Raw genomic sequence first — 19,466 nt, forward strand, 5'->3', positions numbered from 1 at the left:
CGCACCGGCACAGGTCTGGGCGATCAGCCGCAGCAAGGCCGGGTGCAGCGCATCGACGCGGGCGGCCAAGCCTGCGTGGTCGCGATCCATGGCCAGGGTGTACTGGGACAGGTCATTGGTGCCGATGGACAAAAAGTCTGCGTGTTCGGCCAATTGCTCGGCCATCAGCGCGGCGGCGGGCACTTCGATCATCACCCCCAGTTCGGGGCGCTGCGTCAGTTTCAGCTCGACGCACAACTCATCCAGGCGCTGGCGGATCTGCAGCAGTTCGTCCACCTCGCTGACCATCGGCAACAGGATGCGGCAACGCGCCAGCGGCGAGACTTGCAACAGGGCACGCAGTTGCTGGTCGAGCAGTTCCGGGCGCACCTGGGCCAGGCGAATGCCGCGCAGACCCAACACCGGGTTGGCTTCGACAGGCAGCGGCAGGTAGTCGAGCTGCTTGTCGCCGCCCACGTCGATGGTGCGAATGATCACGGATTTGTCGCCCATGGCATCCAGCACGGCCTGATAGGCCTGGCGCTGTTCCTGTTCATCCGGCGCGGTGCGGCGGTCGACGAACAGAAATTCGGTGCGCAACAGGCCGACGCCATCGGCGCCGTTTTCAAACGCCAGCCGCGCCTCGCTGCTGGAGGCGACGTTGGCGGCGATTTCAATGCTCACGCCATCGATGGTGCGTGCCGGTTGTTGCGCCTGGGCTTGCTGCTGCTGGCAACGCAGTTTTTGCGCGTCGCGAATCTGCTGCACTTCAGCATGGCGCGCGTCTGTGGGGGCCAGTTCCAGTCGGCCATTGACGGCGTCCAGCACCACACGCTGGCCCTGGGGCACATCCAGCACCTCGGCACCCAACGCGACCACGCAGGGCAAGCCTTTACCCCGCGCAAGAATGGCGACGTGTGACGTGGCGCCGCCTTCGGCCATGCAGATACCCACGGCCTGCTGCTCACTCAACTGCAGCAAATCCGACGGGGTCAGTTCGTGGGCACTGACGATCGACCCGGCGGGCAGTTCGAAGTGCCAGGCCTCGCCCAGCAAGGCACGCAATACGCGTTGCTGCAGGTCGCGCAGGTCGTTGGCGCGCTCGGCAAACAACGGCTTGCCCAGTGCCAGCAGCACCGCGCACTGGGCCTGGATCGCATCGCGCCAGGCATGGGTGGCGGCGCTGCCGTGGGCGATGGCGGCGCTGGCCGCTTCCAGCAGCGCCGGGTCTTCGAGCAGCGCGAGGTGGGCGGCGAAGATGTCTTCTTCCTCGACGTTCTTGCGTTGGCGGGCATGCTCGAGGGTGCTGTGGATTTCATCGCGCACCTGCTCCAGTGCCGTGTCGAGGCGCTGTTGTTGTTCGGCGGCCGAATGGTTGCCGGTGTCTTGCGGCAGCTCGATGCCGGTCAGGCGGAACAGCGGACCGCACACCAGGCCGGGGGCTGCACAAACGCCTTGCAGCACATCGGTTTCTACACTGGCACGACGGGGCGCAGCAGCGACCACGGGGGCGTGATGGGCTTCGCTGACCGCTACCGACAATGCCGCGAGCAACCCTTGCAAGGCGGCCTCGGCGTCTTTGCCACGGCAACTCACGCGCACTTCGTCGCCTTCGCCAATGCCCAGGCCCATCAAGCCAATCAGGCTGTCGCACGACGCCGACTTGTCAGCAAAATGCAGGTGCGACTGGCTGCTGAAACCCTGGGCCGTCTTGCGGATCAAGGCGGCGGGGCGGGCATGCAAGCCGCCCCGGTGGGTGATGCGTACGCTGGCGCTGGCTTCGGAGCCGGCTTCGCAATTGGAGTTATCCACCGCTGCTTGAACGGTGGCGGTGGAGCGCGCGGCAATGTGCATCAACGGCTCACCGACCTTGACCGTCTTCAGCGGCACCGGCGTCAGCTCAAAGCGATCACTGTTGGTCAGGATGATCAGGCTCACCAGGCTCTTGCACTGACGCGCAATACGGTCCAGGTCAAACCGCACCAGTGCCTGGCCCTGGCTCACCCGTGCGCCTTCCTTGACCAGCAAGGCAAAGCCTTCGCCATTGAGTTCCACGGTGTCGATGCCCACATGCATCAATACCTCGGCACCGTTATCGGCACGGATGGTCAGGGCGTGCCCAGTGCGGGCGACATGGATGATCACGCCGTCACAGGGTGCCTGCAGACAGTCGTTCAACGGGTCGATAGCGATACCGTCGCCCATGGCGCCGCTGGCGAACACTTCGTCGGGGACGCCGTTCAGGGCCAGCACCGGCCCACTCAAGGGGGCGCTGAGGGTCAGTCGATTATTATTGTTGGACATGGGCACGGTACTCATCAGGAAAAACGCCGCTTCAGTGGGTGCGGGTGACTTTGCTCAGGTGGCGCGGCTGGTCCGGGTCCATGCCCCGTGCCTCAGCCAGGCTGGCGGCCATCACGTAGAAACTCTGGATCGCCAGGATCGGGTCCAGGCTCGGGTGGTCGGCGCGGCTCAGGGTCAGGTCGCGTTCGGCGATATCGTCGGGCGCGGCCAACAGCACGCGGGCACCGCGTTGACGCATGTCGGCGGCCAGGCTCAGCAGGCCGGCCTGTTCAGCGCCGCGTGGGGCGAACACCAGCAGCGGGTAGTGTTCGTCGATCAAGGCCATCGGCCCGTGGCGCACTTCGGCGCTGCTGAAGGCCTCGGCCTGGATCGCCGAGGTCTCCTTGAGTTTGAGCGCAGCTTCCTGGGCGATGGCGAAACCGGCGCCACGGCCGATGACCATCAAGCGCTGGCTGCCTTTGAGGGCGTCGACTGCCAGGCGCCAATCCTGCCTGGCGGCGTCGCGCAGGCCGTCGGGCAGCGCCTGGCAGGCTTGCAGCAGATCGGCTTCCTGATTCCAGTGGCCGATCAACTGCGCGCTGGCGCTGAGGGTGGCGATAAAGCTCTTGGTCGCGGCCACGCTGAGTTCCGGCCCGGCGCACAGCGGCACATGGAATTCACACGCGGCTTCCAGCGGCGAATCTTCGGCATTCACCAGCGAAATGCTCAAGGCCCCGCGTTTGCGCAACAGGCGCAGGCTGTTGACCAAATCCGGGCTCTGCCCCGACTGGGAGAACCCGAACGCCACTTGGCCGCTGACTTTCATTGGCGCCTGCAACAGGGTCACCACCGACATCGGCAACGACGCCACCGGAATGCCCACATGCTGCATGGCCAGGTAAGCGAAGTAGCTGGCGGCATGGTCCGAGCTGCCACGGGCAATGGTCATCGCCACTTGCGGCGGCTGGCGGCGCAGGCGACCGGCGACTTCCTCCAGCAGCGGCTCCAGGCGTTGCAGTTGTGCGGCGACGGCGTCGCAGGAGGCCAGGGCCTCTTCAAGCATTTTTGAAGTCAATGGTTTCTCCTTCGACCATTACGTCGGTGAGTGTCAGGGAGCGGTCCAGGCGCACGCAGTCGGCGAAGCTGCCGGGTTGCAGGCGACCGCGTTCTTCCAGGCCCAGGTAGTCCGCAGGAAATTGCGACAGGCGTTGTGAGGCTTCGCTGATGGGCAGGCCGATTTTCACCAGGTTGCGCAGCGCCTGGTCCATGGTCAGGGTGCTGCCGGCCAGGGTGCCGTCGGCCAGGCGTACGCCGCCCAGGCATTTGGTCACGGTGTGGCTGCCCAGCTTGTATTCGCCATCGGGCATGCCGGCGGCGGCGGTGGAGTCAGTGACGCAGTACAGGCATGGGATCGAACGCAGCGCCACGCGCATGGCGCCGGGGTGCACGTGAAGCAAATCCGGGATCAATTCGGCGTATTGGGCGTGGGCCAGCGCGGCGCCGACGATGCCCGGCTCGCGGTGATGCAGCGGGCTCATGGCGTTGTACAAATGGGTGAAGCTGGTGGCGCCGGCGGCGAGGGCGGCGACGCCTTCTTCATAGCTGCCCAGGGTATGGCCGATCTGCATGCGCACGCCGCGTTCGCTGAGGGCGCGGATCAGGCCGTCGTGGCCGGCGATTTCCGGGGCGATGGTGATCACCCGGATCGGCGCCAGGCGCAGGTAGGCTTCGACTTCGGCCATCAAGGCGGTGTGGGCGAAGTTGGGTTGGGCACCGAGTTTGCCTGGATTGATGTAAGGGCCCTCCAGGTGCACGCCCAGGACCCGGGCGCTGCCCGTCGGACGTTGTTCACAGAACTTGCCGAGCTCACCGAGCACTTTGGTGATTTCTTCCACCGGCGCCGTCATGGTGGTGGCCAGTAGCGAGGTGGTGCCGAACCGCACGTGGGTACGGGTGATGGTCTCGAAGGCGTGCGCCCCTTCCATGATGTCCGCACCGCCGCCGCCATGCACATGCAGGTCGATAAAGCCTGGCAGCAAGTAGGGCAGCTCGTTGTCGGCCGGGTCGCACGGGGTGCCTTCAACGGCGACCACCTTGCCGTGCTCGTGCACCAGGCGGCCGCGCATCCAGCCGCTGGGCGTGAGGATATTGTCTTCTGACATGGGCAGTTCTCTAAATTCGCAATTCGGCGGAGTAGTCATGACGGCGCAGCTCTGCGACAAAGTCGTAGTAGTCGTTGCGGCAGTAGGTGTCGGTGATTTCAATCGGCGTGTTGTCGGCGGTGTAGCCCACGCGGGTCATCAGCAGCATGGCGGTGCCGGGGGCGATGCCCACCAGCCTGGCGAACTCGTCCGACGCATTGATCGCCTGGATATGCTGCAGGGCGCGCACGATGGGCTTGCCGATGCCTTCCAGGTATTCGTACAGCGAATTGCCGATGGCTTGCGGCTGGGGCAGCACCGAGGCGGGCAGGGTGGTCATTTCAATCGCCATCACCGTGTCATCGGCTTTGCGCAGACGCTTGAGGCGCGCCACTTTGTCGGTGGGCGACAGGCACAGGCGGATCAGCTCTTCGTGGGTTGGCGGGGTGATGTCGCGCTCCAGCCATTGGGACGTGGGCACAAAGCCCTTGAGCCGCAACATTTCGCTGAACCCCGACAAGCGCGACAACGGTTGTTCCAGGCGCGGCGTGATAAAGGTGCCGGAGCCCTGGCTGCGGCGAATCAGGCCCTGGGCAAGCAACACCTCCAGCGCTTTGCGGGCGGTCACCCGCGAGATGCCCAACTGCTCGCTGAGCGCACGCTCCGAGGGCAGGGCCTGCTCGGATTTCCACTGGCCGGCATGGATCGCCGCTTCAAGGCTGCGGGCCAGTTGCAGGTACAGCGGCGTGGATTGCTTGTCGTCGGGGCGCAGGGCCAGGATGGGATTCATCTGTCAGGTTTCCGATGCGTTATTGGAATGTTGTCGCCCGGTAATGGCCGGAAATTAATACCACTTAAATACCATGTCAATGCTGCCAAAACGGTGCGAACCCCGGTTTCAGGGCGTGCTAATGGTGCATCGTATCAAGTGGTATTAGAGAGGTCTTTGTTGCGCGCACAAACGCACAGCGCGCGCGGTGAACTGGTATTCACCGTCAGGCGCTGCCTGGGGCAGGAAATATTTTCGAATTATTTTACGAGCGGTCGCAGATCAGGGCCGAATCTCGATCAGGGTGCCGTCCTTGACCAGGCTCCAGACTTCGCGCATGTCCACATTGCGCATGCCGATGCAGCCGTCGGTCCAGTCCAGGGTGTGGAACCACTGTTCCGGGTAGTCTTCGGTGTCGGGCGTGCCGTGGATCATGATCATGCTGCCCGGTTTCACCCCTTCGCGGCGCGCGCGGGCGGCGTCGCTGATATTGGGGTAGGAGATGTGCATGGCCAGGTTGAAGCGTTCGCTGGTCTTGCGCCAGTCGATCCAGTAGAAGCCCTCAGGCGTGCGACGGTCGCCCTCGATCAGTTTGTGACCTTTCGGGTTTTTTCCCAGGGATATGCGATAGGTCTTGAGCGGCTTGCCGTCGTTGATCAGTTGCAACTGGTGGGCGGATTTGAGCACCAGGACCTTTTCGACCGGTTTGCCGCCGAGGGTTTGCACCGTGGAGGCCGAGGACAGGGCAGCGAACGACAGGCAGATCAGAGCAAGCAACCAACGCATTGAAACGATTTCCCTTTGGCGACGAGTGGCCGGCTTGTTATTGGGCGGGCTTGGACTGGGGCGGCACGGACTCGCTGCGCACCGGGAACAGCTGTTGCGCACGGTCAGCGAAGAAGCATTCTAAGGTACGCCCGACCGTGCGGAAAGCCAGCTCGGACCAAGGGATGTCGGCCTCGGCGAACAGCTTCACTTCCAGGCTTTCGATGCCTGCGGCAAAGTCCAGGTCGGCCAGCTCGGCGCGATAGAAAATATGCACCTGGTTGATGTGCGGCACGTTGATCAAGGTATAGAGGCTCAGGTCGCGCACGCGGGCGCAGGCTTCTTCCAGGGTCTCGCGCATGGCGGCCTGTTCCACGGTTTCGCCGTTTTCCATGAAACCTGCGGGCAGGGTCCAGTAACCCAGGCGCGGCTCGATGGCGCGACGGCACAGCAGCACTTTGTCGCCCCATACCGGTACGGTGCCGGCGACGATATTGGGATTCTGGTAATGAATGGTCGAGCAGTGATCGCACACATAGCGCAGGCGCGCGTCGCCTTCGGGAATGCGTTGGGTGACCGGTTTGCCGCACTGGCTGCAGAAATTCATGCTGGGGTTCCTGGAGAGTGGGCACATCTTGGCTTGGTGCCAGGCGTTCCTGCAAGTTGTCGTTTCGCGACACCCCGGTGGTTTTGGGGTTGGGCGCCTGCGCGCTTTGGTGCATGATGCAAGGTAGCCAACAGACCGAGATGACTCATGCTGGACGAGCTACTTCGCCGGGTAAGCAATCACACCCCCCACTCGCTGGAGACCGACGGGCGTTTCCCCGAGGCCGCGGTGCTGGTGCCGATTACCCGCAGTGACGAACCCGAGCTGATCCTGACCCTGCGCGCCAGTGGCCTGTCGACCCATGGCGGCGAAGTGGCCTTTCCCGGCGGACGCCGTGACCCCGAAGACCCGGACCTGATCTTTACCGCCCTGCGCGAAGCCGAAGAAGAAATCGGCCTGCCGCCGGGTCTGGTCGAGGTCATTGGCCCATTGAGCCCGTTGATCTCCCTGCACGGTATCCGTGTAACGCCCTATGTGGGCGTGGTCCCTGATTACGTCGAGTACCTGGCCAACGACGCCGAAATTGCCGCTGTCTTCAGCGTGCCCCTGGATTTTTTCCGCCAGGACCCACGCGAGCACACCCACCGCATCGACTATCAGGGTCGCAGTTGGTATGTGCCAAGCTACAGATTCGGCGAATACAAGATCTGGGGCCTGACGGCAATCATGATCGTCGAGCTGATCAACCTGCTCTACGACGACGCCAAGATCAGCCTGCATCAGCCACCCAAGAGCTTCATCAATATCTGAGCCATCGTTTGAATGGCGAGCCGTGAGGAACAACCATGAAATACCGCCTGGGCGATGCCCGCGTCGAGACGCATCCCAACAGTTGGGTAGCACCCAATGCCACGCTGGTGGGCAAGGTCAAGCTGGAGGAGGGCGCCAACGTCTGGTTCAACGCGGTATTGCGTGGCGACAACGAACTGATCCTGATCGGCAAGAACAGCAACGTGCAGGACGGCAGCGTGATGCACACCGACATGGGCTACCCGCTGACTCTCGGCACCGGCGTGACCATCGGCCACAACGCCATGCTGCACGGCTGCACCGTCGATGATTACAGCCTGATCGGCATCAACGCGGTGATCCTCAATGGCGCGAAGATTGGCAAGCACTGCATCATCGGCGCCAATTCGCTGATCGGCGAAGGCAAGGAAATTCCCGATGGCTCGCTGGTGATGGGGTCGCCCGGCAAGGTGGTGCGTGAGCTGACCGAAGCGCAGAAACGCATGCTCGAAGCCAGCGCCGCGCACTATGTGCATAACGCGCAGCGGTATGCGCGTGATCTGGTCGAGCAGGAACAATGAGTACGGTTGAACGGCCTGTCGCTTCGCCTTGTGTGAGTATTTGCGCACTGGATGATGACGATATCTGTACTGGTTGCCAGCGTACCGTGGACGAGATTACGCGTTGGAGCCGCATGGACAATGCCGAACGCCGGCTGGTGTTGGGGTTGTGCCATGAGCGGGCGGTGGCGAGTGGGTTAGTGTTTATGGTTTCTGGTAAATCCGGCGCCTGACTGCTGCCCCCCCTGTAGGAGCGAGCTTGCTCGCGAAAAACCCAAGAACACCGCGTATAGTCAGATTCCCCGCGTCATCGTTAACGTTTTTCGCGAGCAAGCTCGCTCCTACAGGTTTTCGCCCCATGCTCTTCCTGATCGCCTACATCAGCAGCGTCGTGCTGATCAACTTCGCCTTTTCCACCGCCCCGCACCTGGACGTGATCTGGTCCGCCTGGGGTGGCCTGGTCTTCATTCTGCGCGACATGGTGCAAACCCGCTTCGGCCACGGTGCGATCATCGCCATGCTGGCGGCGCTGGTGTTGTCGTATATCACGTCGGACCCGTCCATCGCCCTGGCCAGCGCCACGGCGTTCGCGGTGTCCGAGTGCATCGACTGGCTGGTGTTCAGCATCACCCGGCGCCCGTTGCACGATCGCCTGTGGATCAGTTCGGCGCTGAGCATTCCCCTGGATACCTTTATCTTCTTCGGCCTGATCGGCGCGCTGACGCCGGCGGTGGCGGGCACCGCGCTGGTGTCGAAATTCGCCGGGGTGACCGTGGTGTGGCTGGTCATGGCCTGGCGCATGCGCCGGCGCGCCGTTGCTAACTGAGGCCAATCTCTACAGTTCATGTAAAATGCCGGCCTTTCTCCCCCATGATCCGCTCCCCTGAGGACCTGAGATGACCCGAATCGGAACTCCATTGTCGCCAACCGCGACCCGCGTTTTGCTGTGTGGCTGCGGTGAGCTGGGCAAGGAAGTGGTAATCGAGCTGCAACGCCTGGGCGTTGAAGTGATTGCCGTGGATCGCTACGCCAACGCGCCCGCCATGCAGGTGGCGCACCGTAGCCATGTGATCAACATGCTCGACGGCGCCGCCTTGCGTGCCGTCATCGAGGCGGAGAAGCCGCACTTCATCGTGCCGGAAATCGAAGCCATCGCCACCGCTACCCTGGTCGAGCTGGAAGCCGAAGGCTTCACCGTGATCCCGACCGCGCGCGCCACCTCGCTGACCATGAACCGTGAAGGCATCCGTCGCCTGGCCGCCGAAGAGCTGGACTTGCCGACCTCCCCATACCACTTCGCCGACACCTTCGAAGACTATAGCAAGGCCGTGCAGGACCTGGGTTTCCCGTGTGTGGTCAAGCCGGTGATGAGCTCGTCGGGCAAGGGCCAGAGCCTGCTGCGCAGCGCGGACGATGTGCAGAAAGCCTGGGACTACGCCCAGGAAGGCGGCCGCGCCGGTAAAGGTCGGGTGATCATCGAAGGCTTTATCGACTTCGACTACGAAATCACCCTGCTGACCGTGCGCCATATCGGCGGCACCACCTTCTGCGCGCCGGTCGGCCATCGTCAGGAGAAGGGCGACTACCAGGAATCCTGGCAGCCCCAGGCCATGAGCCCGATTGCGCTGGCCGAGTCCGAGCGCGTCGCCAAAGCCGTGACCGAGGCCTTGGGCGGCCGGGGTCTGTTTGGCGTGGAACTGTTTATCAAGGGTGATCAGGTGTGGTTCAGCGAAGTTTCGCCGCGCCCCCATGACACGGGCCTTGTGACCCTGATTTCCCAGGACCTGTCGCAATTTGCCCTGCACGCCCGCGCCATCCTCGGCCTGCCGATCCCGTTGATCCGCCAGTTCGGGCCTTCGGCTTCGGCGGTGATCCTGGTGGAAGGGCAGTCGACCCAGACCGCATTCGCCAACCTGGGCGCCGCGTTGAGCGAGCCGGATACGGCGTTGCGTCTGTTTGGCAAGCCGGAGGTCAATGGCCAGCGCCGCATGGGCGTGGCGCTGGCGCGAGATGAGTCGATTGAGGCTGCTCGGGCCAAGGCGACCCGGGCTTCTCAGGCTGTGGTTGTAGAACTCTAAAACCGCCCCTGACGCCGATCGTTCCCACGCTCCGCGTGGGAATGCATCCTGTGACGCTCCGCGTCACGACTTTAAAAGCGGACGCAGAGCGTCCAGGGCAGCATTCCCCACGCAGAGCGTGGGAACGATCATCGCGATCAGGCTTCAGGCGACCTTGTTCAAATCATTATCCCGCGTCTCTTTCAGGCACAGCACCGCAATCAAGCTCAGCAACGCTGCCGCCGACACATACCCACCCACATAACTCAGCCCGCCCATCGCCACCAGCTTGGTTGCGAAGAACGGTGCCGCCGACGCGCCCACGATCCCACCCAGGTTATACGCCGCCGAAGCGCCGGTATAACGCACGCGGGTCGGGAACAGTTCCGGCAGCAGCGCACCCATCGGCGCGAAGGTTATGCCCATCAGGAACAGTTCCAGCGCCAGGAACAACGCCACGGCCCAGGTCGAACCGTGGGTCAGCAGCGGCTCCATGGTAAAGCCCGACAGTATCGCCAGGATCGCGCCGACGATCAGCACCGGTTTGCGCCCGTAGCGGTCGCTGGCCAGCGCCGCCAACGGCGTCGCCAGGCCCATGAACAGCACCGCGAAGCACAACAGGCCGAGGAAGGTTTCACGGCTGTAGCCGAGGGTCGACACCCCGTAACTCAGGGAAAACGCCGTGGTGATATAGAACAGCGCATAACACACCACCATCGACGCGGCCCCCAGCAATACCGGCAGCCAGTGCTGGCTGAACAGCTCCACCAGCGGCACTTTCACCGGTTTTTCATGGGCCACGGCGTTGGCGAACACGGGCGTCTCGTGCAGCTTGAGGCGTGCGTACAGGCCCACCATCACCAGCGCCGCGCTGAGGATGAACGGAATGCGCCAGCCCCAGCTGCGGAACTGCTCGTCGTTCAGGCTCATGGCCAAAATCAGGAACAAACCATTGGCCGCCAAAAAGCCAATCGACGGGCCCAGTTGCGGGAACATGCCGAACCAGGCGCGTTTGCCTTTGGGCGCGTTCTCGGTCGCCAGCAAGGCCGCGCCGCCCCATTCCCCGCCCAGGCCCAAGCCTTGGCCGAAGCGCAAGACACACAACAGGATCGGTGCCCAGGCGCCAATGCTGTCGTAGCCGGGCAGCAAGCCGATCAGGGTGGTACACACGCCCATCAGCAGCAGGGAGGCCACCAGCGTCGATTTGCGACCGATGCGGTCGCCAAAGTGGCCGAACAGCGCCGAGCCCAGCGGGCGGGCGATAAACGCGATGCCGAAGGTCAGGAACGACGCCAGCATCTGCGCGGTGCCGGACGTCTGCGGGAAGAACACCGGGCCGATCACCAGCGCGGCAGCCGTGGCGTAGATATAGAAGTCGTAGAACTCGATGGCGGTGCCGACGATGCTCGCGGTCGCCACGCGAGCCGTCGAGTTGGTCGGGGCAGCGGTGGTGGCCTCGTTATAGGGGGTGCTCATGGCGGTAATCCCTGACGGTCATTGCGCGTTTGGACGCGGATTATTATTGGTCGTACACCCATGGATCAGGGTTGTGCGCGGAGCGGCTTGGGTAAGCCGCAGGGATTATAGGAAGGGGTTTGGAGTTACAACAAGTAACAGGCGCGCCGCAAATCAAAATGTGGGAGGGGGCTTGCCCCCGATAGCGGTGTATCAGTCACCAGATGCAGTAACTGACACTCTGCTATCGGGGGCAAGCCCCCTCCCACATTGGATTTTAGTTTGTCGGGATTATGCGGCTACAGGCACATGGCTGGTATGCCAGATCAGCACCTTGCTTACCCGGTTGTCCTCGGTCTCGAGGATTTCCAGGCGATAGCGGCCAATCTTCAGGCATACCGCGCAGTCCGGAATGGTCTCCAGCGCCTCGGTGACCAGGCCGTTGAGGGTCTTGGGGCCGTCGCTGGGCAGGTGCCAGCCCAGGCTTTTGTTCAGTTCGCGGATCGAAGCCGCGCCGTCGATGATGTAGCGGCCGTCCGGCTGGGCTTCGATGTGGGGGTTATCCACAGTCTGATCACTTTCGAATTCGCCGACGATTTCTTCCAGGATGTCTTCCAGGGTGACGATGCCCAGCACTTCGCCGTACTCATCCACCACCATGCCCAGGCGGCGCTGTTGCTTGTGGAAATTCAGCAGTTGCAGCTGCAACGGCGTGCTTTCCGGCACGAAGTAGGGTTCGTGGCAGGCGGCCAGCAGCGCTTCCTTGGTCAGGCTGGCGTCGGCCAGCAGGTGCTGGATCTGCCGTGTGTTGAGCACCGCTTCGACCTGGTTGATGTCGCTGTGGAACACCGGCAACCGCGTGCGCTGGGAAGTGCGCAGTTGCTCGATGATGTCCTCGATCGTGTCATCCAGGTTGATGCCGTCCACTTCGCTGCGCGGCACCAGGATGTCATTGACGGTGATGTTGTCCAGGGCATGGATGCCAGGCATGCCGGGCATAGGCTCTTCATCGGCATCAGGGTGCGGTTCGTCGTGGTGGTCGGACGAAGGCTCGTCGCTGTTTCTCACCACGCCGGCCTTGCGCGCGAACGGGCGCAGCAGCATCAGGCTGATGCCATTGAGCAGCCAGGCCACGGGATACAGGATTTTCAGCGGCACGCCCAGCAGCGCATTGCCGAAACCCAGTATGGCGTGCGGATAGCGGGTAGCCAGGGCGCGGGGCAGGTAGTCGGCGAGGATCAGCAGCAATGCGCAGGCGATCAACCCGCCGAGCCATGGCCCGTTCTGCGCCCAGGCATGGATCGCCAGCAGTGTGCAGAGGATGACCACGGCTGCGCGGCTCAGGCTGTTGCACAGGATCAGGCTGTCGCGCGGGAAACTCAGGCGTGCGGCAGCCTTGTCACCCTGGCGTGTGCCGGGGCGCAGGGCCAGCAGGTGTTGTTGCGCGGCTTCGATGGCGGTAAACAGCGCCGCCCATAAAAGCAGCAGGGCAATTACGGCGAGCATCGGCCCAAGGGGCAAGTTGTCCATGATCGCCGCTCGTCAGATATGCAGGATGTATTCGCGAACCAGCTTGCTGCCGAAATAGGCCAGCATCAGCAGGCAGAAACCGGCCAGGGTCCAGCGGATGGCTTTGTGCCCGCGCCAGCCGAGGCGGTTGCGACCCCACAGCAACACGCTGAACACGATCCAGGCCAGGCAGGCGAGCAAGGTCTTGTGCACCAGGTGCTGGGCGAACAGGTTCTCGACGAACAGCCAGCCGGAGATCAGCGACAGCGACAACAATGTCCAGCCGGCCCACAGGAACCCGAACAACAGGCTTTCCATGGTTTGCAGCGGCGGGAAGTTCTTGATCAGGCCGGACGGGTGCTTGTGCTTGAGCTGGTGGTCTTGCAGCAGTACCAGCAGCGATTGGAACACCGCGATGGTGAACATGCCGTAGGCGAGGATCGACAACAGGATGTGCGCGAGGATGCCCGGCTCTTCATCGATCACCTGTACGGTGCCGGTGGGGGCGAATTGCGCCAGCAGCACCGTGAGCACGCCCAGGGGGAACAGCAGCACGAGCAGGTTCTCGACCGGAATCCGGTAGCACGCCAGCAGCGTCAGTGCGATCACGGCGGCGGCGATCAGGCTGGCGGCGCTGAAAAAATCCAGGCCCAGGCCGACCGGGGTCATCAGGTGCGTAAACAGACTGGCGGCATGAGCCAGCAGGGCGAGGACGCCAAGGCCTGTCAGCAGACGTTTGTCCGCTTTGGCGCCTTGGGCCAGACGAGAGCCCTGATAGAGGGTCGCAGCGGCATACAAGAGGGCGGCGGCGAGGCTGGGTAGCAAACTGGGTGACAAGGGGAGCATAAATCCTGATAGACAAGCCCGAAAGGCGCTGAGTTTGGCACACACCCGCGCCGCACGAAAGACTCCCCCGCCAGACAGCGGGTGTGCACGGGCGCAGTCTTCGCTATAATCCGCGACCTGCCCACGCCGCAGGCTCGCCGAGCGCTATGTTTAATAGCGATTTACCACAGCCTGGGCCGCCATTACCTCGGTCTACCAATGCATTTCGTTGAATAGGGCCTGAAAGGATCGCGCATGTTTGAAAACCTGACTGACCGTCTCTCGCAGACGCTGCGCCATGTAACCGGCAAGGCCAAGCTGACCGAGGACAATATTAAAGACACCCTGCGTGAAGTGCGCATGGCGTTGCTGGAAGCCGACGTGGCCTTGCCGGTGGTGAAGGATTTCGTCAACTCGGTCAGGGAACGCGCGGTCGGCACCGAAGTGTCGCGCAGCCTGACCCCGGGCCAGGCCTTCGTGAAGATCGTCCAGGCCGAACTCGAAAGCCTGATGGGCGCAGCCAACGAAGACCTGAACCTCAGCGCCGTGCCTCCGGCCGTTGTGCTGATGGCCGGCCTGCAAGGTGCGGGCAAGACCACCACCGCCGGCAAGCTGGCGCGCTTCCTTAAAGAGCGCAAGAAGAAGTCCGTGATGGTGGTGTCGGCCGACGTTTACCGTCCGGCGGCCATCAAGCAGTTGGAAATGCTCGCGGGCGAAGTGGGCGTGACCTTCTTCCCGTCGGACCTGAGCCAGAAGCCGGTCGACATTGCCAACGCGGCCATTAAAGAAGCCAAACTCAAGTTCATCGACGTGGTCATCGTCGATACCGCCGGTCGCCTGCACATCGATGAAGAGATGATGGGCGAGATCAAGGCGCTGCATGCCGCGATCAACCCGGTCGAGACGCTGTTCGTGGTCGACGCCATGACCGGCCAGGATGCGGCCAACACCGCCAAGGCCTTCGGTGACGCGCTGCCGCTGACCGGCGTGATCCTCACCAAGGTCGACGGCGACGCCCGTGGCGGTGCCGCGCTGTCGGTACGTGCCATCACCGGCAAGCCGATCAAGTTCATCGGCATGGGCGAGAAGAGCGACGCGCTCGAGCCGTTCCATCCCGAGCGTATCGCCTCGCGCATCCTCGGCATGGGCGACGTGCTCAGCCTGATCGAGCAGGCCGAAGCCACGCTCGACAAGGACAAGGCCGACAAACTGGCCAAAAAGCTGAAGAAGGGCAAGGGCTTCGACCTCGAAGACTTCCGCGATCAGCTGCAACAAATGAAGAACATGGGTGGCCTTGGCGGGCTGATGGACAAGCTGCCGAACATCGGCGGCGTGAACCTGGCGCAAATGGGCAACGCCCAGGGCGCGGCAGAGAAGCAGTTCAAGCAGATGGAAGCCATCATCAACTCCATGACCCCGGCCGAGCGCCGCGACCCTGAGCTGATCAGCGGTTCGCGCAAACGCCGGATCGCCATGGGTTCCGGCACCCAGGTGCAGGACATCGGTCGCTTGATCAAGCAGCACAAGCAGATGCAGAAGATGATGAAGAAATTCTCCGCCAAGGGCGGCATGGCCAAGATGATGCGCGGCATGGGCGGTATGTTGCCCGGCGGCGGCATGCCCAAGATGTAAAGAATTCGAGCGCGAGCCCAGCTTGCGCTCCGACCCGCAGGGATGCGGGATCTCCAGCAAACCCGCCATTGGCGGGCGCTGACCTGCCGTTTTAACCGACGGCTCTATAGCAGATCTGAATGGCACGCGGGTAGGCGCCGGAAAAAGACATTTGCAAAAGTCCGGATATTCCTTAGAATATGCGGCCTTTCGGGCACCTATGCCCGCTGTGCATTTAGATTTGCAGCACCGACTACAGGAACGATGTTCACATGCTAACAATCCGTCTTGCCCTTGGCGGCTCCAAAAAGCGCCCGTTTTACCACTTGACCGTAACTGACAGCCGCAACCCACGTGACGGCTCTCACAAGGAACAAGTTGGCTTCTTCAACCCGATCGCTCGCGGTCAGGAAGTTCGTCTGTCCGTGAACCAAGAGCGCGTAGCCTACTGGCTGAGCGTTGGTGCACAGCCATCCGAGCGCGTTGCCAAGCTGTTGAAAGACTCGGCTAAGGCCGCAGCCTGAGCAATATGAACGCGACGCCAACTGTTGCTGATGATTTGATCGTTATCGGCAAGATTTACTCTGTTCATGGCGTTCGCGGCGAAGTGAAGGTGTATTCCTTTACTGATCCGACTGAAAACCTGTTGCAGTACAAAACCTGGACGCTTAAGCGCGAAGGCAGCGTGAAACAGGTCGAGCTGGTCAGTGGACGCGGGAGCGACAAGTTCCTGGTCGCAAAGCTCAAGGGTCTTGATGATCGTGAAGAAGCTCGTCTTCTGGCTGGTTATGAGATCTGCGTGCCGCGCAACCTGTTCCCTGAATTGACCGACGGCGAGTACTACTGGTACCAGCTGGAAGGTCTGAAGGTTATTGATCAACTCGGGCAACTGCTCGGGAAAATCGATCATCTTCTGGAAACCGGCGCCAATGATGTAATGGTGGTCAAGCCTTGCGCTGGCAGCCTGGATGATCGCGAACGCCTGTTGCCCTATACCGGGCAGTGCGTGTTGGCCGTCGACCTCGCAGCGGGCGAGATGAAGGTGGAATGGGACGCGGACTTCTAAGCGTGGCTAATTTGCGCATTGAAGTGATCAGTTTGTTTCCCGAGATGTTCTCCGCCATCAGCGAGTACGGCATCACCAGTCGGGCGGTGAAACAGGGGCTGTTGCAGCTTACCTGTTGGAACCCGCGAGACTACACGACGGATCGACATCACACTGTGGACGATCGCCCATTTGGCGGTGGCCCGGGCATGGTGATGAAGATCAAGCCCCTGGAAGACGCGTTGGCCCAGGCCAAGGCAGCCGCCGGGGAGAAGGCGAAGGTTATTTACCTGTCCCCTCAAGGCCGTCAGCTGAAACAGGCTGCGGTAGGCGAACTGGCGAATGAGGAGGCACTGATCCTGATTGCCGGTCGCTATGAAGGCATTGACGAGCGTTTTATTGAAGCTCATGTCGATGAAGAGTGGTCGATTGGGGACTATGTCCTGTCTGGCGGCGAGCTGCCGGCGATGGTCCTGATAGATGCGGTTACACGACTGCTGCCTGGAGCTTTAGGGCATGCGGACTCCGCGGAGGAAGATTCCTTCACGGATGGTTTGCTGGATTGCCCGCACTACACCCGTCCGGAGGTGTATGCGGATCAGCGTGTTCCCGACGTATTGCTAAGTGGCAATCACGCACACATCCGGCGTTGGCGTTTACAGCAGTCCCTTGGTCGGACCTATGAACGACGCGCCGATCTTCTGGAAAGCCGCTCGCTTTCTGGAGAAGAGAAGAAGCTGCTCGAGGAATACATCCTCGCGCGGGACGATAGTTAACAACGTATCGATGGTAGGTCCATTGACTTACCTTAGGAGCACAGCATGACTAACAAAATCATCCTTGCACTCGAAGCAGAGCAGATGACCAAAGAGATCCCTACCTTTGCCCCGGGCGACACCATTGTCGTTCAGGTGAAAGTGAAGGAAGGCGACCGTTCGCGTCTGCAAGCGTTCGAAGGCGTGGTAATCGCCAAGCGTAACCGTGGTGTGAACAGTGCTTTCACTGTTCGTAAAATCTCCAACGGTGTTGGCGTAGAGCGTACTTTCCAGACCTACAGCCCGCAAATCGACAGCATGGCTGTGAAACGTCGCGGTGACGTACGCAAAGCCAAGCTGTACTACCTGCGTGACCTGTCCGGTAAAGCAGCTCGCATCAAGGAAAAACTGGCTTAAGTCCAGCTTCCCGATGCAGAAAAAAGCAGCCTACGGGCTGCTTTTTTGTGCCTGCGATTTGTGCCGTGCGCCCTCAGGCCTGACCAGGCTGAATGACTGCCAGTAATGTCCATCCCGCCAACGGTTTCATATCGCTCTCAGGCGTGACCACATGCACCCAGCCGCTGTTATCGCGGGCAAACAGCAGCGTCGCCCGTTCCCCATGCAGTGCCTGGTAATCGCTCCAGCCAAACCCATCGGTCAGCTGCGTGGTATACAGCTCGGCGCCTTGCCCCAGCAGGCTGGCGAGCTTGGTGTAGCTCAGCGGCTGGCTGCCCAGCAAGTGCCCACGGTGCTCGCCGCTGGCCCGGTGCTTGTCGGTGCGACGGCTTTCCTGGCTGTTGGCCAAGGCGAACAGGCGATGCCCGAAGTCATGACGAAAGCGCATGGTGGCCAGGGTGTTCAATTCGCCGGAAGGGGACAGCGCGAGCAAATGCCCGAGACCGACCAGGTCCAGATGGGACTCGGCATGCTGTGATGCCGGGTTGCCGAAGTAGGTCGGCAGCCCTTCCATGCGGCTGGCGCGAATGTTTTCCCAGCTTGAATCGGTCAGCAGCACTCGGCTGCCCAACTGTTGCAGGGCTTTGCCGAGGATGCGGGCCGGGGCGTTCGCGCCGACGATCAGAAAGCCGCTTGGCGCGGGCTCGGCCACTTTCAGCAAGCGCGCCAGAGGGCGCGCAGTCGCGCTTTGCAGCACCACCGTGCCGATAATCACCGCAAACGTCAGCGGCACCAGCAACAACGCACCTTCGTGGCCGGCCTCATCCAGGCGAATCGCAAAAATCGCCGACACCGCTGCGGCCACAATCCCGCGCGGGGCGATCCAGGCCAGCAGTGCGCGTTCGCGCCAGCTCAGTTTCGAGCCGACGGTCGACACAGCAACGTTCAGCGGGCGCGCAATGAACTGAATGATCAGCAGCAGAATCAGCACAAACGGCCCCAGGGCGATCAATGCGTTCAGGTCCAGGCGCGCCGCCAGCAGGATAAACAAGCCGGAAATCAACAGGACGCTGAGGTTCTCCTTGAAGTGCAGGATGTGCCGCACGTCCACGCCCTTCATGTTCGCCATCCACATGCCCATCAGTGTCACCGCCAGCAGGCCGGACTCATGCATGACCTGATTGGAGGCGATGAACACCCCCAGTACCGCCGCCAGGGTGGCCAGGTTGTGCAGGTATTCCGGCAACCACTGGCGGCGCATCACCAGGCCCAGCACCCAGCCGCCGGCAATCCCGAACAGGCTGCCGCACAGGATGACGCCGCCAAAGGTCAGCAGGCTGTGACTCAAGCCATCGCCCGAGGCGCTGGCGATGATAAAGCTGTAGACCACCACGGCCAGCAGCGCACCGATGGGGTCGATGACGATCCCTTCCCAGCGCAGGATGTTGGCGATGGACGCCTTGGGGCGTACCACGCGCAACATCGGCACGATGACCGTCGGGCCTGTGACCAGCGTCAGGGTGCCGAACAGCAGCGCCAGCATCCAGTCGAAACCCAACAGCCAGTGGGTTGCCAGGGTAATCACCGCCCAGGTCGTCAGTGCGCCAAGGGTCACCAGTCGGTGAACCACGCTGCCGATTTCCTTCCATTCCGACAGATGCAGCGTCAGGCTGCCCTCAAACAGGATCAATGCGACGGCCAGCGACACCAGTGGCATCAGCAACGGGCCGAACATTTCCTGCGGGTCGAGCCAGCCAAGTACCGGCCCTGCCAGGATTCCGCTCAATAACAGAAACAGAATCGCCGGCAATTTCAGGCGCCAGGCCAGCCATTGGCAGCCGAGCGCGGCCACACCGATACCGCCGAAAGCCAACAAGATCTGTTGTTCGTTCATTAAAGCTTCCTGTTCCTAGAAGTAGCGGGCTATGAAAGACTAGTGGCCCTTGCCACAGTTCACTAAATAAAAAGGCGCCGAGCCCC

Annotated in this window: 20 protein-coding genes; 10 read left to right on the forward strand and 10 right to left on the reverse strand. The window is 62.2% G+C overall.

Going from position 1 to position 19,466, the window contains the following annotated elements:
- The 6 genes from ptsP to BFP90_RS07365 all read right to left on the reverse strand — a co-directional run.
- Nucleotides 1-2,283, reverse strand: a 2,283-nt coding sequence (ptsP, locus tag BFP90_RS07340; RefSeq protein ID WP_065896360.1) for a phosphoenolpyruvate--protein phosphotransferase, incomplete at its 3' end; no start/stop codon positions are given.
- 31 nt (nucleotides 2,284-2,314) lie between these two features.
- The gene (locus tag BFP90_RS07345) at nucleotides 2,315-3,325 is read right to left on the reverse strand and encodes an SIS domain-containing protein (protein WP_065896361.1); all 1,011 of its coding nucleotides are present in this window, start codon (nucleotides 3,323-3,325) and stop codon (nucleotides 2,315-2,317) included.
- A complete protein-coding gene (gene nagA / locus BFP90_RS07350; RefSeq protein WP_065896362.1) occupies nucleotides 3,318-4,424 on the reverse strand; it encodes an N-acetylglucosamine-6-phosphate deacetylase in 1,107 nt (368 codons plus the stop codon). The genes BFP90_RS07345 and nagA overlap by 8 nt, the downstream gene beginning before the upstream one ends.
- A 10-nt stretch (nucleotides 4,425-4,434) precedes the next feature.
- Entirely contained in the window at nucleotides 4,435-5,193 is a 759-nt protein-coding gene (locus BFP90_RS07355; RefSeq protein WP_065891536.1) for a GntR family transcriptional regulator, read from the reverse strand.
- Between the two features lie 261 nt (nucleotides 5,194-5,454).
- Nucleotides 5,455-5,958, reverse strand: coding sequence for a L,D-transpeptidase family protein (locus BFP90_RS07360; protein ID WP_065887515.1), 504 nt, complete (start codon nucleotides 5,956-5,958; stop codon nucleotides 5,455-5,457).
- A 37-nt stretch (nucleotides 5,959-5,995) separates the two neighbouring features.
- Nucleotides 5,996-6,544, reverse strand: a complete 549-nt coding sequence (locus tag BFP90_RS07365) for an NUDIX hydrolase (protein ID WP_065896363.1) — start codon at nucleotides 6,542-6,544, stop codon at nucleotides 5,996-5,998.
- 147 nt (nucleotides 6,545-6,691) lie between these two features.
- Here BFP90_RS07365 and BFP90_RS07370 point away from each other — a divergent pair, with 147 nt between their 5' ends.
- From BFP90_RS07370 to purT, 5 genes are all read left to right on the forward strand, one after another.
- Nucleotides 6,692-7,294, forward strand: coding sequence for a CoA pyrophosphatase (locus tag BFP90_RS07370; RefSeq protein WP_065891538.1), 603 nt, complete (start codon nucleotides 6,692-6,694; stop codon nucleotides 7,292-7,294).
- 35 nt (nucleotides 7,295-7,329) lie between these two features.
- Nucleotides 7,330-7,854, forward strand: a complete 525-nt coding sequence (locus BFP90_RS07375; protein WP_065896364.1) for a gamma carbonic anhydrase family protein — start codon at nucleotides 7,330-7,332, stop codon at nucleotides 7,852-7,854.
- Complete coding sequence (locus BFP90_RS27165) at nucleotides 7,851-8,066, forward strand: DUF1289 domain-containing protein (RefSeq protein WP_083203181.1); 216 nt, start codon at nucleotides 7,851-7,853, stop codon at nucleotides 8,064-8,066. Before BFP90_RS07375 ends, BFP90_RS27165 begins: the two co-directional genes overlap by 4 nt.
- Before the next feature lie 125 nt (nucleotides 8,067-8,191).
- Nucleotides 8,192-8,659 carry a VUT family protein gene (locus tag BFP90_RS07380; protein WP_065891540.1) on the forward strand — a complete coding sequence of 156 codons (468 nt, stop codon included), beginning with the start codon at nucleotides 8,192-8,194 and terminating at the stop codon, nucleotides 8,657-8,659.
- A gap of 70 nt (nucleotides 8,660-8,729) precedes the next feature.
- The gene (gene purT, locus BFP90_RS07385) at nucleotides 8,730-9,911 is read left to right on the forward strand and encodes a formate-dependent phosphoribosylglycinamide formyltransferase (RefSeq protein ID WP_054918313.1); all 1,182 of its coding nucleotides are present in this window, start codon (nucleotides 8,730-8,732) and stop codon (nucleotides 9,909-9,911) included.
- Nucleotides 9,912-10,055: 144 nt separating this feature from the next.
- On the opposite strand, the gene BFP90_RS07390 is transcribed toward purT, so the two are convergent.
- The 3 genes from BFP90_RS07390 to BFP90_RS07400 form a co-directional block, all read right to left on the reverse strand.
- Nucleotides 10,056-11,366 carry an MFS transporter gene (locus BFP90_RS07390; RefSeq protein WP_065896365.1) on the reverse strand — a complete coding sequence of 437 codons (1,311 nt, stop codon included), beginning with the start codon at nucleotides 11,364-11,366 and terminating at the stop codon, nucleotides 10,056-10,058.
- A gap of 270 nt (nucleotides 11,367-11,636) precedes the next feature.
- Entirely contained in the window at nucleotides 11,637-12,875 is a 1,239-nt protein-coding gene (locus BFP90_RS07395; RefSeq protein WP_065896366.1) for a transporter associated domain-containing protein, read from the reverse strand.
- A gap of 12 nt (nucleotides 12,876-12,887) precedes the next feature.
- A complete protein-coding gene (locus BFP90_RS07400) occupies nucleotides 12,888-13,700 on the reverse strand; it encodes a cytochrome C assembly family protein (RefSeq protein WP_065895135.1) in 813 nt (270 codons plus the stop codon).
- A gap of 234 nt (nucleotides 13,701-13,934) precedes the next feature.
- Here BFP90_RS07400 and ffh point away from each other — a divergent pair, with 234 nt between their 5' ends.
- The 5 genes from ffh to rplS all read left to right on the forward strand — a co-directional run bounded on the left by ffh (nucleotide 13,935) and on the right by rplS (nucleotide 17,507).
- On the forward strand, nucleotides 13,935-15,311 hold the full coding sequence (gene ffh, locus BFP90_RS07405; RefSeq protein ID WP_065887523.1) for a signal recognition particle protein: 1,377 nt from the start codon (nucleotides 13,935-13,937) through the stop codon (nucleotides 15,309-15,311).
- Between the two features lie 251 nt (nucleotides 15,312-15,562).
- On the forward strand, nucleotides 15,563-15,814 hold the full coding sequence (gene rpsP, locus BFP90_RS07410) for a 30S ribosomal protein S16 (protein ID WP_003238923.1): 252 nt from the start codon (nucleotides 15,563-15,565) through the stop codon (nucleotides 15,812-15,814).
- Between the two features lie 5 nt (nucleotides 15,815-15,819).
- Complete coding sequence (gene rimM, locus BFP90_RS07415) at nucleotides 15,820-16,356, forward strand: ribosome maturation factor RimM (protein ID WP_057723919.1); 537 nt, start codon at nucleotides 15,820-15,822, stop codon at nucleotides 16,354-16,356.
- Nucleotides 16,338-17,111, forward strand: coding sequence for a tRNA (guanosine(37)-N1)-methyltransferase TrmD (trmD, locus tag BFP90_RS07420; RefSeq protein WP_170876018.1), 774 nt, complete (start codon nucleotides 16,338-16,340; stop codon nucleotides 17,109-17,111). The genes rimM and trmD overlap by 19 nt, the downstream gene beginning before the upstream one ends.
- Before the next feature lie 45 nt (nucleotides 17,112-17,156).
- Nucleotides 17,157-17,507 carry a 50S ribosomal protein L19 gene (gene rplS, locus BFP90_RS07425; protein ID WP_003175895.1) on the forward strand — a complete coding sequence of 117 codons (351 nt, stop codon included), beginning with the start codon at nucleotides 17,157-17,159 and terminating at the stop codon, nucleotides 17,505-17,507.
- A gap of 73 nt (nucleotides 17,508-17,580) precedes the next feature.
- Here the strand turns inward: rplS and BFP90_RS07430 are convergent, their stop codons facing one another.
- Nucleotides 17,581-19,380, reverse strand: coding sequence for a cation:proton antiporter (locus BFP90_RS07430; RefSeq protein ID WP_065887524.1), 1,800 nt, complete (start codon nucleotides 19,378-19,380; stop codon nucleotides 17,581-17,583).
- Nucleotides 19,381-19,466: the final 86 nt, after the last annotated feature.

Origin of the sequence: Pseudomonas sp. 24 E 13 (assembly GCF_900004715.1) — a bacterium.
GTDB lineage: Bacteria > Pseudomonadota > Gammaproteobacteria > Pseudomonadales > Pseudomonadaceae > Aquipseudomonas > Aquipseudomonas orientalis_A.